Source organism: Pedobacter mendelii (assembly GCF_014635725.1).
In the GTDB taxonomy this organism is placed as follows: Bacteria; Bacteroidota; Bacteroidia; order Sphingobacteriales; family Sphingobacteriaceae; genus Pedobacter; species Pedobacter mendelii.
The window spans coordinates 45997-61092 of the sequence record NZ_BMDJ01000005.1 but is presented as its reverse complement, the minus strand read 5'-3'; the positions used below and the strand labels follow the sequence as shown (position 1 = coordinate 61092).

Sequence of the window (15096 nt, the reverse complement as noted above, 5' to 3'; positions counted from 1 at the left end):
CATTTGAGTTGCTTTCTTTTACGTGTAAATATTTTTAATTATACGTAAAATAATTATATTTGTTTATAGATTTGATGTTATGGATTCGAAACTTACCTTAAGCTTTAATCAAGATGTTGTTAAAAAGGCTAAAAAATATGCCGCCGATAATAATATTAGTTTATCTCGTTTAATTGAGCATTTATTAATTCAGGTTACAGCACACAACTATAAATCATTAGAAGATTATCCCATCTCTGATTGGGTAAATATGGTTGCTGAAGGCGAAGTTGAGTATAAAAAAACACCTAAAACTGCTCGCAAAGCATCGATGGATGAATTCTTTTCTTCTAAAAAATAATCAGTGAAAATATTTTTAGATGCGAACGTTCTCGTTTCCGTTTTAAACAAAGAGTATCCATTATTTACTTATTCATCTAGAATTTTAAGCTTGGCATCGCACCCTAAGTTTGAAGTTTACACATCACCACTTTGCCTAGCCATTGCTTTTTACTTCGCAGAAAAGAAACACAAATCCGTATTGGCTAAGCAAAAGATAGATTTGATTTGTCAGCATATTAAAATTGCTCCAAATTCTGCCAAAGGTATTTTTGATACGTTATCAAATAAAGCAATACACGATTTTGAAGACGGATTGGAATATTATGCAGCAGAATCTGTTGATTGCAAATGCATTATTACTGAGGATATTGAGGATTTTTACTTCGCTGAGATAGAGGTTTTAAACTGCCAAGAATTTTTTAAAAGGTATTTGTTGAATTGAATTATTTTAAAATATAGTCTAATTGATTTTATCTAATCTTTTGTTCTTTGTTTCTTAATCATTATTCTTCATCTACCCCCAAAGCTTACTCCACCAACTTTCTTCAAATCCAATATACAAACCATCTTCCCTTAATTCGGTTGGATAAATATGAATGTAATCGCCTTGTCCCTCTGCTCCTCTTCCGGTTTTCAAATTGTACTCGTAGCGATGAACCGGGCAAACTAAATGTCCATTTTTAAACCATCCACCAGAAAAATGACCACCAGCATGCGGACAAAAAGATTGTGTAGCTATAATTTTATCTTCGTTATTAATAATGCAAAGCTGTTTACCACCTACTTCGAGCGTTTTAATATTACCCTTTGTAGGAATCTGCACCTTATTTAGCGCTTTTAACCACTTCATCAGACTAAAATAGGGATTAAATATCAGTGTTATTTCATCTTTCGATTAAATTTTAGGAGATGAACGCCTAGCCCATATTTTTTTAGGATATTTGCATCCTCAAAAATGAAACAAGATATACCAGAAGACGGCACATTACTTCCTTTAATGGAAGAGTTCTATACAATACAAGGCGAGGGATTTAACACTGGCAAAGCGGCTTATTTCATTCGCTTGGGTGGTTGCGATGTAGGTTGCCATTGGTGCGATGTTAAAGAAAGTTGGGATGCAGAAATGCATCCTTTAACCTTATCGGATGTAATTGTAGAAAATGCGGATAAATTTCCAGGCAAAGCTGTGGTAATAACAGGTGGTGAACCCTTAATTTATAACCTTGATTACCTAACCAATAAGCTCAAAGAACGCGGTATTTTAACTTTTATCGAAACTTCTGGGGCTTATCCACTTTCGGGAAATTGGGATTGGATTTGTTTATCACCTAAAAAATTCAAAGCACCGCGACTGGATATTACACCATTTGCACACGAACTAAAAGTTATTGTTTTCAATAAAAGTGATTTTAAATGGGCAGAAGAATATGCTGCAATGGTATCTCCAACTTGTAAATTATATCTTCAACCAGAGTGGTCAAAATCGAAAGAAATTACGCCTATGATTATTGAATATGTAATGGCAAATCCAAAATGGGAAATCTCTTTGCAAACACACAAATTTTTAAATATTCCTTAAAAACAATACATTAGCTTAATAACCAATGTATTTATGAGGTTCTGTTTTTCCCTATTATTAATATTGTTGAGTTTTAGTGTTTTCGCACAAAGCTCTAGCAATAAGAAAGCCCAAAATTTCTTCGAAAGAGCCAATCCACTTATTGAAAAACAGGATTTTGCATCGGCAGAACAGGTTTTAAAGAGCGCTGTTGAGACCGACCCACTATTTCAAAATGCATATATTTTACTGGCTAGTGTTTACAGTTTTGAAAAAAAATATAACGAGGCAAAGGCTGCTTATCAAAAAGCAATTTTGATAAATAAAAATGTAGCTCCAACTGTAATCTACGGTTTGGCAGAAACTGAATTTGCAACACAAGAATATGATAAGGCCAAGCAACATTTCGGGGAGTTTTTAATAAAAGATTCTTCCTCTGAAAGAGCTAAAAAAGCAAAAAAATGTCTGTCCGATTGTGATTTTGCATCCATTGCCATCAAAAAACCTGTTAAATTTAGTCCGGTAAATCTTGGACAGGGTGTGAACACAACCGATGCCGAATATTTTCCGGCGCTTACCGCAGATGGAGAAACCTTAATTTTTACCAGGCAGGTTAATGGAAATGAAGATTTCTGGACAGCTCAGTTTAAAAACAATTCCTGGAACTTAGCCACACCGCTTTCAACAAAAATAAACACCACCAAATTTAATGAGGGTGCGCAAACCATTTCTCCAGATGGAAAATATTTGTTTTTTACAGGCTGTAATCGCCCCGATGGTTTAGGTAGATGCGATATTTACGTTTCGCATCGGGAGGGCAAAGATTGGGGTGAACCTTACAATGTGGGCAAACCGGTTAACTCCGAATATTGGGAATCGCAACCTGCAATTAGTCCTGATGGTAGAACCCTATATTTCATCAGCAATCGCCCGGGTGGTTCTGGTGGATATGATATTTGGAAAAGCACCATTACCGACGATGCTAAATGGGGACCAGCTATTAATCTTGGTCCGGAAATTAATACTGCTTATGATGAAAATACGCCATTTCTGCATGTAGATGGAAAAACGTTATATTTTTCATCAGATGGCTGGCCGGGGTTTGGAAACAAAGATATTTATTACAGCAGAATGGACGATATAGGCAAATTTCAAAAGCCGATTAATTTAGGTTATCCCATTAATTCGTTTGAAAATGAAAGTGGATTAATTGTAAGCGCTGATGGTAATTTCGGCCTATTTTCTTCCAATTTAAAAGATGGTTTCGGAGGACAAGATATTTATAGTTTTGGCATACCTGAAGCAGCAAAACCGATGAAAGTTAGCTACGTTAAAGGCATTGTAAGAGATAAAGACAGCAAAAAAACGATTGAAACTAACGTTCAGGTTATCGATTTAAAAACCAACCAAAAAGTTTTTGATGATTATACCGACCCTGAGACAGGCCAATTTTTGGCAGTAATGCCGATTGGTAGCAATTATCTGTTCAATGTGAATGCTGAAGGTTATTTATTTTACTCAGAAAATTTTGAGCTCAAAGCCGGAGACATTAACAAACCTTATCAAATCGAAGTTTACATCGAAAAGATTAAACAAGGTGGGAACGTTACTTTAAAAAATATATTCTTCGATACCAATAAATACAATTTACTGCCGGCATCCATTAGAGAGTTAGATTTATTAATCGATTTTCTGCATCAAAATGAGAAGGTAAATATCGAAATCCAAGGTCATACCGATAACATTGGTGATGATAAACTAAATGAAAAACTTTCGTTTAACCGAGCCAATGCAGTTTATAATTATCTGGTTAAGAATGAAATTGATGCAAAAAGGCTTACCTTTAAAGGCTTTGGCGCAAGCAAACCAATTGCTGATAATAAAACAGAAACTGGCAGAAAAAACAACCGAAGAACGTCATTCCTAATCACAAAAATTTAATATGTCGCAAAACTACCAAAACCACAAAAGGTATTATCCACTTTTCCATTTCTTCACCATTCCATTAACGGTTTTAGGTTTGGGTTTAGCCATTTATGCTTATGTCGCCATCCCAACAATTATCACAGGCTTAATTGTATTGGTATTCTTTTTAATTGCAATTGTTGCATTAATGGCAAGAATGTTTGCACTAAAAGCCCAAGATAGAGCGGCAAGAGCAGAAGAAAAGTTACGTTATTTCATCTTGTCAGGAAAATCTTTACCAACTGATTTAAAACTGGGACAGATCTTGGCGCTACGTTTTGCAGGCGATGAAGAATTTTTAGCTTTGGTTGATAGAGCAGTTACTGAAAAACTATCTGTTGATGATATTAAAAAATCGATTAAAAACTGGCGAGGAGATTACCACAGAATATAGTTATCATGTAATTGGAGTTATTCATACTGAACTTGCCGAAGCACATAACTTCTCGCATTCGATAAGCTTTCAGGTTAACAATCTGAATTTCTTTCTGTTCAATGAAAAAGTACCTAAAACTTCTTTCCTTTTAAAACCCTTATTTCCGAACCCTCGGCAAGGATTACTGAATCTGGTTGAGTGTTATTTAAAAAAGCAAAATCGTTTCCATAATTAACTGCAAAATCCACATCGATGTTAAAACTTTTAGTAGGATAAACTTCCCATCTTGGGTGTTCAACTCCGTATTCAGAAGTTCTGTTCGGACCGATTTTGGTGTAGCCCCAATAATGTTCGGTTATGAATTCTTCTTCACTGCCAACAGCAATCTCTTCAGTTTTTGATGCAGCAGTAATCGAAAATTTATTCCATATCTTGTTTTTCCAAAGATAATCTACCTGAATTTGATGCTCCTCCTCTATCCAAGTATGTTTCATGGGCAAGGTTTGGTAATGCTCTTTATAAATGGTATTTGCTACAAAACTAATTGCAGGCAGTGGTACAATTTCACTTATAAAAACAGCACCACGTTTCCATTCTCCATTTTCGTTATATTTAACATAAAACCGTAAATTAACTTCTTCAAAATTAGTATGATAAGGAATATTAAAACCTTTCAGTTTCACATCCAAAAACATAAATCCAACCAAACTCACATAATATTTTTCATGCCAATCATCTAATTCGGTATGTGGAGGTAAATATTTTTTAAGAATCTCAGCATCTACAGCATATTGCGCTAAAGCTAATTTTCGCCATTCGGCAGTTAAAAAAACTCCTTTGTTTAAGGCCATTATAAAATTGCTTGTCTAATACGAATGAGTTTTGTTAGTGTATTTTCGAGCAAATCCAGATGCAACATGTTTGCTCCATCCGATTTTGCATTGGCCGGGTCTGGATGTGTTTCTATAAACAGACCATCTGCACCAACAGCGATTGCCGCTTTCGCAATAGTTAAAATCAATTCTGGTTTTCCACCAGTTACACCACTACTTTGATTAGGTTGTTGTAAAGAATGCGTACAATCCATCACCACAGGAACCCCAAAACTTTGCATTTCAGGTAAACCACGGTAATCAACAATCAGATCTTGATAGCCGAAAGTATTTCCTCTATCAGTTAAAATCACTTTATCGTTCCCGGCCTCTTTCACTTTTTCTACTGCAAATTTCATAGACCCTGCTGAAAGAAACTGACCTTTTTTAACGTTAACCACTTTCCCGGTTTCTGCAGCAGCAATAAGTAAATCTGTTTGTCGGCACAAAAAAGCAGGAATTTGCAATACATCCACATAAGCGGCCGCCATTGCTGCTTCTCCACTTTCGTGTATGTCGGTAACGGTTGGCACACCAAACTCACGACCAATTCTTTCTAAAATTCTTAGTGCTTTTTCATCGCCAATTCCAGTAAAAGAACTGCCTTTGCTCCTATTTGCTTTGCGATATGAACCTTTAAAAATATAAGGGATTTTAAGTTTATCGGTTATGGTAATTATTTTTTCAGCAATTCGCATGGCAATATCTTCACCCTCAATTGCACATGGACCAGCCATTAAAAAGAAATTTCCCGAATCTGTATTTTTTATTTTATCTAAGTAGTTAAGCATGTTTTAAAATGGATAATGGGTGATGTAAAATAGATGATGGTAAATGGTGACAGATAATATATGTCGTTAAACTCCATAACCCATCTTATACTTACCATCTATATCAAACTCTAGTTTCCTAGCTCTGACATGAATTTTATTCTCATTAATTGGATTTCTTCACGAGTATAATCAGTTTCGCCCAATTCATTAAGTGCCTCATCGATTGAATCACTCTCTGCCGCTCGGAAATAATCAAAAACTTCATCCTGTCTATCATCATCAATTACTTCATCAATAAAATAGTTAAGATTAAGTTTCGTTCCTGAGTTTACAATCGACTCCACTTCTTTTAAAATTTCCTCGTAAGTAATTCCCTTTGAATTCGCAATATCTTCCAAACCAATTTGTCTATCAATATTTTGAATAATAGACACTTTCATTTGAGATTTATTGGCCTGAGTTTTAATAATTAAATCAATTGGACGTTCAATATCGTTATCATCAACATATTTTTTAATGAGCTCAATGAAAGGCGTTCCGAATTTCATTGCTTTGCCCGAACCAACACCAGAAATCTGGCGAAGTTCTTCCATGGTAATTGGATAATGTGTACACATTTCTTCCAAGGATGGATCTTGGAAAACTACAAATGGAGGAACATTTTTTTGCTTAGCAATTTTTTTACGGAGTTCTTTAAGTAGTAGTAAAAGTTGATTATCTAGCGTCCCAGACCCATGTTTTATTTCATCTTCATCATCATCTGCACCGCTTTCAATGGGTTCGTTTAATAAGAATTTTAAGCTATATGGATTTATAATAAAATCTTTACCCTGTTTTGTTAGTTTTAATAATCCGTAATTATCAATATCCTTAAATAAATAATTATTGACTACAGCCTGGCGAACAATAGATTTCCACATTAATTCTCCTTCTTCTTTACCAATACCGAATTCAGGAACTTTGCTATGCTCATAAGCGATAGTTTGAGCGGTTTCTAATCCAAGAAAAACATTTAATAAATGAACATCATCAAATTTTTCGCCTGTAGTTTGTATAAACTTCAATAAGGTTGATAAATGTTGTTCAGCATCAAACTGCTTCTTAGGCTTTCTGCAATTATCACACATACAATTACAGCCTGTTTCGTTAAAGTTTTCTCCAAAATAATGTAGAATCTGTTTTCGTCGGCATACGCCTGATTCTGCATAATCAATTACTTCCTTTAATATTTGCGTACCAATTTCACGTTCTGAAACTGGTTTATCCTTCATAAATTTAGCTAGCTTATCAACATCTTTTTGAGCGTAGAAGGCGATACAAACACCCTCACCACCATCACGACCAGCTCTACCAGTTTCCTGATAATAACCTTCCATGCTTTTAGGTACATCATGATGAATTACAAAACGAACATCAGGTTTATCAATGCCCATACCGAATGCAATTGTAGCAACAATTACTTCTGCATCTTCCATCAAAAATCTATCCTGGGTTTCTGCTCTAATTTTGGGATCTAAACCTGCATGATATGGCAAAGCACTAATTCCATTGAGGTTTAAAGCTTCTGCAACTTCTTCAACTTTTTTACGACTAAGGCAATATATGATTCCAGATTTTCCGGGATTAGATTTAATATACTTAATAATTTCCTTGGTAATATCCCTTTTCGGGCGGATTTCATAAAATAAGTTTGGACGATTAAATGATGATTTGAATAGCGTAGCATCAGTCATTCCAAGATTTTTAACAATATCTTGCTGAACTTTAGGTGTAGCTGTTGCAGTTAAAGCAATGATTGGGATATTATCGCCCAAACCAGCAATTACTTGCTTAATTTTTCTGTATTCTGGTCTAAAATCGTGTCCCCATTCTGATATACAGTGTGCTTCATCAACAGCTACGAAAGAAATTTTAATTAAATTTAAAAACTCGATATTCTCTTGTTTAGCCAACGATTCTGGTGCAACATATAATAATTTAGTATAACCACTTAAAAGGTCAGACTTAACTTGAGTAATTTCGGATTTGTTTAGAGATGAGTTTAGAAAATGAGCTATGCTATCGTTTCCACCAAAAGCCCTTAACTGGTCTACTTGATTTTTCATTAATGCAATCAAAGGCGAGATAACAATAGCTGTTCCTTCACTCATTAAAGCTGGTAATTGATAGCAAATAGACTTACCTCCGCCCGTTGGCATGATTACAAAAGTATCCTTGCCTTCTAAAATATTTGTGATGATTGACTCCTGATCACCTTTGAAATTATCAAACCCGAAGAAATTTTGCAGGTTATCAAATAACGACTTTTTCACGTCCATTTTGTGTAATAAAATATGCGATGCTATTTTTGTATCCAAAATAACATAATTTTACAAGAAATTCAAGTATCAACCAACAATTTTTTTCTCTTTGAAAAGTAAAAAATCAATTATTCAATCGGCTGTAAGCACATTAGAGCTTGAAGCAGCAGCAATTTTAAATGTTGCTAAAAATATTAACGATGATTTTGAAAAGGCGGTATCCACCATTTTACAATCAAAAGGGCGTGTTATAGTCACTGGAATTGGGAAAAGTGCAATTATTGCTCAAAAAATTGTAGCAACTTTTAACTCTACAGGTACACCTGCTATCTTTATGCATGCAGCAGATGCTATTCATGGTGATTTAGGAATGATTCAAATAAACGATGTGATTATTTGTTTATCAAAGAGTGGAAATACGCCAGAAATTAAAGTACTTGCTCCACTACTCAAAAGTGCAGGTAATAAATTGATCGGTATGGTTGGTGAGGTAAATTCATTTTTAGCACAGCAATCGGATTTAATTTTAAATGCAACTATCGAAAAAGAAGCTTGTCCACACAATCTTGCTCCAACCACAAGTACAACTGCACAATTAGCTTTAGGAGATGCTTTGGCAATATGTTTACTTGAATGCCGAGAATTTAATGAAAGAGATTTTGCTAAATATCACCCTGGAGGGGCTTTAGGAAAGAAGCTTTATTTAAAAGCGAGAGACTTAGCTTCAACCAACGAAAAACCATCAATAAAACCATCTGCATCTGTTAAAGAAGTTTTAATCGAAATTAGCAAAAACCGTTTAGGTGCAGTTGCTGTTGTTGATGATGAAAATAGAATTTTAGGAATAATTACAGATGGTGATATAAGGAGGATGTTAGAAAATAACCTTAACATTGCAACTTTAAAAGCTGAAGACATAATGGGTAAAAGCCCTAAAAGTATTCAGTATGATGCACTTGCTGTTGAAGCACTTGATTTAATTAAAACAAACAATATCACACAATTGCTCGTTTTAGAACAAAATTCTTATTTTGGCATTATTCACTTACACGATCTCTTAAATGAGGGTATTATGTAATTTAAACAAAAAAATGAATAAAAATTTCTACGCATTAATTATGGCTGGTGGTGTTGGAAGCCGTTTTTGGCCTGTTAGCAGAACCCAACATCCCAAGCAATTTATTGACTTTTTTGGTGTTGGAAAAACACTTATTCAGAGTACATACGAACGATTCTTATCTATTTGTCCGCCTGAAAACATTTTTATAGTTACCAACGATATTTATTCTGATTTAATAAAAAGTCAAATTCCTGATATTACTGATAATCAAATATTAGGAGAGCCACTACTGAGAAATACAGCGCCTTGTATAGCTTATGGTTGTTTAAAAATTGCAGAATTAAATCCAAACGCTACAATTGTTGTTGCACCATCAGATCACACTATTGCAGATTTAGAAGGTTTTAACAAATCAATTGAGCAGGCTTTAAAAGCTGCGTCGGAAAATAATTGTTTGGTAACGCTTGGTATTAAACCTAATAGACCAGATACTGGTTACGGATATATTCAACATACAGATCACGTTTTAAATACAGATAAAGACTTACATAAGGTTAAAACATTTACAGAGAAGCCAAATCTTGAATTAGCCAAATCTTTTCTTCAAAGTGGCGATTTCTTATGGAATGCTGGAATTTTTATTTGGTCAGCTAAGTCAATATTAAAAGCTTTCGAAAAGCATTTACCTGACATGTTCGAAATCTTTAATTCGGGTAGAAATGATTTAAACACCAATCGAGAAAAAGCATTTATAAATAATGCATACTTTCAATGTACTAACATTTCCATTGATTTTGGGATCATGGAAAAGGCAGATAATGTTTATGTTTTACCTGCTGATTTTGGATGGTCCGACTTAGGAACATGGGCATCTATATATGAGATGACGGAAAAAGATTATGTCGGTAATGCTGTTATTCCATCTGAACAAGTTATCATGTTCGATTCATCTAATTGTATGGTTAATGTACCTAAAGATAAATTAGTTATTTTGAATGGGTTACACGATTTTATTGTTGTAGAAAATAATAACATGCTTTTAATTTGTCCTCGTGATGAAGAGCAAAGAGTTAAAGAATTTGTGGCCGAAGTAAAATCAAGATTTGGCGTTAAATACATTTAATCTTTTAAAAATTTAATGATTTCGCCAACATCTTTTGGCTCAAAATTCCTAACTGTTCGAAGGATTAAACCTTGTGAAAAGTTAGGATTTATAATATTATCGGCTACAATTTTTATTTTTGAATCTAAAGTTTTAATGTAAGGATTATACATTTCTGTTGACACTGATGAAAGCCCTACTGCGTTTATCCATGAGGCGTTTCTTGCTGAAGTAATACTGAAATTAATAACGGATTCTTTACTTTTATTATCTACATATTTCAGTAGTTTCATCGGTAAACAAATTTCCTCCAAATCTTTTTGAACAATATTAATTAAACTTGCAATAACATCATTAATGAGGTTAAAATCCTTTTTAAGTAACTGAATATTTGTTCCTTTGCTCACTCCAGCGGCTGCAACACCCAAATCTAAATTAATGTGAGCATTCATTCCTAAAAGTAAATGCTGAATAACCGTGTAAGGCTGAGTTGTCAAATCAAAAGCAGCTTTCCAGGATAATGTTACAGGAGTTTTTTGAGATTGACAATAATATGCGTCAAGATAGCGATTCGCAAAGATTACATCTAATTTTTCCATCCTCATAGCATCCGAAAAGACACCGTTATCAATACCTTTCTTTACGGCAATGGTCATTTTTCTGTATAAACAGGCAAAATATCCAATACGAGATTTTCTCAAAATACTTGAATCAATAATTTCATCTAAAAGAGAAATTACTTCATTAATGGTTTTGGCTGGTTGCATAACAATATTTGTCTGTTCATAAAATTAACAAATAATATCTATCTAAAAACCAACTAATTAATTTACAGTAGTCTTTGTCTTACTGCTTCGTATAAAATTACTCCTGCCGCTACAGAAACGTTTAAAGATTCAATTTTGCCCAACATTGGAATTTTCGCTAAATGATCGGCAACTCGTAAAAGTTCATTTGAAATACCCTCATCCTCCGAACCCATAACAATTGCCGTGGGCATAGTATAGTCTGGAGCATAAATAAAATCGTTTGTCTTTTCAGTACATGCTACAATTTGTAAACCACTTTCCTGAAGAAACTGACATGTTTTATGGAGATTTGAATGTCTGCAAATAGGAATACTAAATAGTGCACCTGCCGATGTTTTTATTGCATCAGCATTAATTTGGGCAGCATTTTTTAAAGGAACAACAATGGCATGAACTCCGACGCAAACAGCAGTACGAGCAATCGCCCCCATGTTTCGAACATCTGTAACACTATCTAAAACCAAAATAAGAGGTACTTCTCCTTTCTCAAAAACTGTAGGAATAATGTCTTCTATATTTTGATAGGTTATTGGAGAAATTACAGCAATAACACCCTGATGATTCTTTTGCGACATTCTATTCAGTTTTTCTACAGGAACAGAATTTAATGGTATTAATGTGCCAGATAATAAAGCTTTTAACTCAAGAAATAATTCGCCGCCCAAACCTCTTTGCACATAAATAGTTTCAATATCTCTTCCAGCTTTTATTGCTTCAATAACAGCTCTGATACCAAAAACAAATTCATTATTCTCTTTTATGCGTTGCGGTCTTCTAAAATTATCCATGTTTAAAAATTGTTAGGCAAAAGTATTCAAATAATTGCTTAGCCACTAATCTATATTATCCTTATTAACATTTAAATGTTTAAAAATTTTTAAGATTTCTGTAAAGCCTAAAATTTTAATTTAATTCTAGATCAATTTGTTAACAAAGAACTAAGAACTTCTTAAAACAATCGGCATAACTTTTAACTACTTTTGTTCTATGAGTATCGAAAATGAACAAGGTGGAAAAGGCAATATATTATCCCGGAAAGCAAGATTAACAAGTACTGTAAGTTCAATGGGTAAACTGCCTCCTCAGGCTTTAGATTTAGAGGAAGCGGTTTTAGGTGCATTAATGCTTGAAAAAGATGCTTTATCTGCTGTTATCGATATTTTAAAACCTGAAATTTTTTATCAGGAATCGCATCAAAAGATCTTTGCTGCTATACACATGCTATTCGAAAAATCTAAACCTGTTGATATTTTGACTGTTACTGCAGAGTTACGCCAAATGGGCACTTTAGAAATGGTTGGCGGCGCTTATTATATTACAAACTTAACTAACAGAGTTGCCTCAGCGGCAAATATAGAATACCATGCTCGTATCATTTCACAGAAATATATACAACGAGAATTAATTCGTATTTCTACTGATATTATTACCAATGCTTATGAAGATACAACAGATATTTTCGATTTGTTGGATCATGCGGAGAAAGGCTTGTTCGATATTGCTCAAAACAACTTGCGCAGAGATACCCAGAAAATGGATGATATCATTAAACAATCTTTAGCTACTCTTGAAGAATTAAGAACTAAAACGGATGGTTTAACAGGAGTTCCAACAGGGTTTACCGGCTTAGATAGGATTACAGGTGGCTGGCAAAAGCAAGATTTGGTAATTATTGCTGCCCGACCAGCGATGGGAAAAACAGCTTTTGTACTTACTTGTGCTAGAAATGCGACGGTCGATTTTCAAAAACCAACAGTTGTATTTTCTTTGGAAATGTCGAGTGTACAATTGGTTAATCGTTTAATATCCGGCGAAGCTGAAATTGAGCAAGAAAAAATTAGAAAAGGGAATTTACAAGAATGGGAATGGCAGCAGTTACACAGCAAAATCGGTCGTTTAACAGAGGCTCCTCTTCTTATAGATGATACACCCGCACTAAATATTTTCGAATTTAGAGCAAAGTGTAGGAGATTGAAATCTCAATATGATATTCAATTGGTAATTGTTGATTATCTTCAATTAATGCATGGAAAAGGCGAAAATGGAAAAGGTGGCGGTAACCGTGAGCAGGAAATTGGTAGTATTTCAAGGGCTCTAAAGTCTGTAGCTAAAGAACTTGATGTGCCTGTTTTAGCTTTATCACAGTTAAGTCGTGCTGTTGAAAGTAGACCAGGTTTACAAGGAAAAAGACCAATGTTGTCTGATTTACGTGAATCCGGTTCGATTGAGCAGGATGCAGACATGGTATTATTCCTTTATCGTCCCGAATATTATGGAATTACGGAAGATGAACAAGGCAGATCTCAGGCTGGTATTGGCGAAGTAATTATTGCTAAACACCGTAATGGTGAAACAGGAATTGTACCACTTCGTTTTATTGGTAAGTTTGTAAAATTTACCGATTTAGAAGAGGATTTTTCAGCGCCAACATCTTTCGCAGCTGATCCTTCTGCAGGCATGTATCCTTCAAAGGATTTTGAAAAACAGAGTAACGTAATTATTCGTCCATCGAAAATGGATGATTACAATGACGATGATCCGCCTTTTTAATATTTAGCATGTAATTTTGTTAATTTGAGATGGAATTAAATATCAATTATTATTAATCTTTCAATTATATTTTTCACCGAATATTTAAAATAAGTATCCAATCAAAATTCCTGCTAAAACAACAATCGGCGGACTAACCTTAGTATAGTTTAATAAAAGAAAAGTTAACATCATAATACCAAGAAATAGCCAATTAAATCCCATTGGAACTAGTAATAAGATAAATGCAGCAATAATAAATCCAACACTTACTGCATTAATCCCTGATAAACTGTGACGAATTCTTGATATTTTTTTCAAATCATCCCAGAAAGGAACAATAAAAAGCACTAAGATAAGCCCTGGTAGATTAACACCAATTACACCAATAAATCCGCCCAGCACTTGTCCCCAAATACCATATCCAAAGTTTCTCATACTTAATGCACCTAAATAGCTTGTAAAAGAGAAAGTTGGACCAGGTAATGCTTGCTGCAACGCAAAGCCTGATAAAAATCCGGAAGCATTTAAATAATGCTTCATTTCTACAAATTCGGTAAACATTAATGGCACCAAAACCTGGCCTCCTCCAAAAACCAAAATACCGTTACGATAGAAGTTTTCTAACAAACGAATTGGCAAACTAAAAGGTGAAGTTCTGTTAATAATAGCTCCAATAAGAGCAAATAAGAGCAATGCACCCAAAAAGTAAATCAATTTCTTTGGATTGACATTAGAGAAAAGTTTAACTCGTAAGTGTGTTTCTTCATCTGGTGTTTCAATTGCTGAAGAAATCATCCCGCCTACTAAAATAGCAATTGGAAATACATAGGCGTTTCTTAAAACAAAAGTTGCAACAACGGATGCCACCGCAAGAAAAATAGAAATTTGAGAATTCAAAACCTTTTTACCAAGTTTAAATGCTCCATAAGCAACTATTCCTAAAGCAATTGGCTTAATATATTCTAAAATTTCTATAAATTTTTGCTTTTGATCAAGCATTGCATAACTAATCGCTGCGAAAGTCATAATGCATGCAGTTGGTAAAATCCAGATTAGAAATGTTATAATTGCAAGTTTTAGTTTCCCAACCTTCCATGCTATACCAACCAGGGTTTGTGTGGATGCAGGTCCAGGTAAAACCTGCGCTAACGCATTAAGCTCCAAAAGCTCTTCTTCTGAAATAAACTTAGTATTATGAACAAAATATTTTAAAAGTAAAGCTAAATGTGCTTGAGCCCCACCAAAAGAAGTAAAAGTAAAGAAGATTACATTACGAATAAAAAGCCATTGCTTTCTTACAATTAGAGGTTTTGTCTGCATTTATACTATACTGATTAATTTTAACTGCTAAATAGTTTAATCTGCTATTTTAAACTATTTAATTGTTTATACTTGATTGCTAACGATAAGTAATAAGTTGGAAGCCAT

Annotated in this window: 15 protein-coding genes; 8 read left to right on the top strand and 7 right to left on the bottom strand. The window is 34.2% G+C overall.

Going from position 1 to position 15096, the window contains the following annotated elements:
• Positions 1–79: 79 nt before the first annotated feature.
• Entirely contained in the window at positions 80–340 is a 261-nt protein-coding gene (locus IEV50_RS10275; RefSeq protein ID WP_188413825.1) for a DUF6364 family protein, read from the top strand.
• A 3-nt stretch (positions 341–343) separates the two neighbouring features.
• Positions 344–763 carry a PIN domain-containing protein gene (locus IEV50_RS10270; RefSeq protein WP_188413823.1) on the top strand — a complete coding sequence of 140 codons (420 nt, stop codon included), beginning with the start codon at positions 344–346 and terminating at the stop codon, positions 761–763.
• A 72-nt stretch (positions 764–835) separates the two neighbouring features.
• On the opposite strand, the gene IEV50_RS10265 is transcribed toward IEV50_RS10270, so the two are convergent.
• Positions 836–1171, bottom strand: coding sequence for a Rieske (2Fe-2S) protein (locus IEV50_RS10265; RefSeq protein ID WP_188413821.1), 336 nt, complete (start codon positions 1169–1171; stop codon positions 836–838).
• Positions 1172–1276: 105 nt separating this feature from the next.
• Here IEV50_RS10265 and IEV50_RS10260 point away from each other — a divergent pair, with 105 nt between their 5' ends.
• The 3 genes from IEV50_RS10260 (at position 1277) to IEV50_RS10250 (ending at position 4238) form a co-directional block, all read left to right on the top strand.
• On the top strand, positions 1277–1900 hold the full coding sequence (locus IEV50_RS10260) for a 7-carboxy-7-deazaguanine synthase QueE (RefSeq protein WP_188413819.1): 624 nt from the start codon (positions 1277–1279) through the stop codon (positions 1898–1900).
• A gap of 66 nt (positions 1901–1966) precedes the next feature.
• A complete protein-coding gene (locus tag IEV50_RS10255; protein WP_229746698.1) occupies positions 1967–3820 on the top strand; it encodes an OmpA family protein in 1854 nt (617 codons plus the stop codon).
• A gap of 1 nt (position 3821) precedes the next feature.
• The gene (locus tag IEV50_RS10250; protein WP_188413815.1) at positions 3822–4238 is read left to right on the top strand and encodes a DUF6526 family protein; all 417 of its coding nucleotides are present in this window, start codon (positions 3822–3824) and stop codon (positions 4236–4238) included.
• A gap of 113 nt (positions 4239–4351) precedes the next feature.
• On the opposite strand, the gene IEV50_RS10245 is transcribed toward IEV50_RS10250, so the two are convergent.
• The 3 genes from IEV50_RS10245 to recQ all read right to left on the bottom strand — a co-directional run bounded on the left by IEV50_RS10245 (position 4352) and on the right by recQ (position 8183).
• On the bottom strand, positions 4352–5071 hold the full coding sequence (locus IEV50_RS10245; protein ID WP_188413813.1) for a YqjF family protein: 720 nt from the start codon (positions 5069–5071) through the stop codon (positions 4352–4354).
• Complete coding sequence (gene kdsA, locus IEV50_RS10240) at positions 5071–5883, bottom strand: 3-deoxy-8-phosphooctulonate synthase (RefSeq protein WP_188413811.1); 813 nt, start codon at positions 5881–5883, stop codon at positions 5071–5073. The genes IEV50_RS10245 and kdsA overlap by 1 nt, the downstream gene beginning before the upstream one ends.
• Positions 5884–5993: 110 nt before the next feature.
• A complete protein-coding gene (recQ, locus tag IEV50_RS10235) occupies positions 5994–8183 on the bottom strand; it encodes a DNA helicase RecQ (protein WP_188414400.1) in 2190 nt (729 codons plus the stop codon).
• A 91-nt stretch (positions 8184–8274) separates the two neighbouring features.
• Here recQ and IEV50_RS10230 point away from each other — a divergent pair, with 91 nt between their 5' ends.
• Positions 8275–9243, top strand: coding sequence for a KpsF/GutQ family sugar-phosphate isomerase (locus IEV50_RS10230; RefSeq protein ID WP_188413809.1), 969 nt, complete (start codon positions 8275–8277; stop codon positions 9241–9243).
• Positions 9244–9256: 13 nt separating this feature from the next.
• Positions 9257–10348 (top strand): mannose-1-phosphate guanylyltransferase, encoded by a 1092-nt coding sequence (locus IEV50_RS10225; protein ID WP_188413807.1) that lies wholly within the window; start codon positions 9257–9259, stop codon positions 10346–10348.
• On the opposite strand, the gene IEV50_RS10220 is transcribed toward IEV50_RS10225, so the two are convergent.
• Together IEV50_RS10220 and rlmB are read right to left on the bottom strand one after the other, a co-directional pair.
• Entirely contained in the window at positions 10345–11094 is a 750-nt protein-coding gene (locus IEV50_RS10220; RefSeq protein WP_188413805.1) for a DUF5995 family protein, read from the bottom strand. The two genes, IEV50_RS10225 and IEV50_RS10220, sit on opposite strands and share 4 nt — an antisense overlap.
• 62 nt (positions 11095–11156) lie before the next feature.
• The gene (rlmB, locus tag IEV50_RS10215; protein WP_188413803.1) at positions 11157–11924 is read right to left on the bottom strand and encodes a 23S rRNA (guanosine(2251)-2'-O)-methyltransferase RlmB; all 768 of its coding nucleotides are present in this window, start codon (positions 11922–11924) and stop codon (positions 11157–11159) included.
• 199 nt (positions 11925–12123) lie between these two features.
• Between rlmB and dnaB the strand changes: the two genes are divergently transcribed.
• A complete protein-coding gene (gene dnaB, locus IEV50_RS10210; RefSeq protein ID WP_188413801.1) occupies positions 12124–13686 on the top strand; it encodes a replicative DNA helicase in 1563 nt (520 codons plus the stop codon).
• Between the two features lie 84 nt (positions 13687–13770).
• On the opposite strand, the gene chrA is transcribed toward dnaB, so the two are convergent.
• Complete coding sequence (gene chrA, locus IEV50_RS10205) at positions 13771–14988, bottom strand: chromate efflux transporter (RefSeq protein WP_188413799.1); 1218 nt, start codon at positions 14986–14988, stop codon at positions 13771–13773.
• Positions 14989–15096: the final 108 nt, after the last annotated feature.

Coding starts and splice junctions, on each gene's coding strand:
- IEV50_RS10250 (WP_188413815.1), top strand. CDS start 3,822: ATGTCGCAAAACTACCAAAACCACAAAAGGTATTATCCACTTTTCCAT.
- chrA (WP_188413799.1), bottom strand. CDS start 14,988: ATGCAGACAAAACCTCTAATTGTAAGAAAGCAATGGCTTTTTATTCGT.
- IEV50_RS10225 (WP_188413807.1), top strand. CDS start 9,257: ATGAATAAAAATTTCTACGCATTAATTATGGCTGGTGGTGTTGGAAGC.
- IEV50_RS10220 (WP_188413805.1), bottom strand. CDS start 11,094: ATGCAACCAGCCAAAACCATTAATGAAGTAATTTCTCTTTTAGATGAA.
- IEV50_RS10275 (WP_188413825.1), top strand. CDS start 80: ATGGATTCGAAACTTACCTTAAGCTTTAATCAAGATGTTGTTAAAAAG.
- IEV50_RS10245 (WP_188413813.1), bottom strand. CDS start 5,071: ATGGCCTTAAACAAAGGAGTTTTTTTAACTGCCGAATGGCGAAAATTA.
- dnaB (WP_188413801.1), top strand. CDS start 12,124: ATGAGTATCGAAAATGAACAAGGTGGAAAAGGCAATATATTATCCCGG.
- recQ (WP_188414400.1), bottom strand. CDS start 8,183: ATGGACGTGAAAAAGTCGTTATTTGATAACCTGCAAAATTTCTTCGGG.
- IEV50_RS10260 (WP_188413819.1), top strand. CDS start 1,277: ATGAAACAAGATATACCAGAAGACGGCACATTACTTCCTTTAATGGAA.
- IEV50_RS10265 (WP_188413821.1), bottom strand. CDS start 1,171: ATGAAGTGGTTAAAAGCGCTAAATAAGGTGCAGATTCCTACAAAGGGT.
- rlmB (WP_188413803.1), bottom strand. CDS start 11,924: ATGGATAATTTTAGAAGACCGCAACGCATAAAAGAGAATAATGAATTT.
- kdsA (WP_188413811.1), bottom strand. CDS start 5,883: ATGCTTAACTACTTAGATAAAATAAAAAATACAGATTCGGGAAATTTC.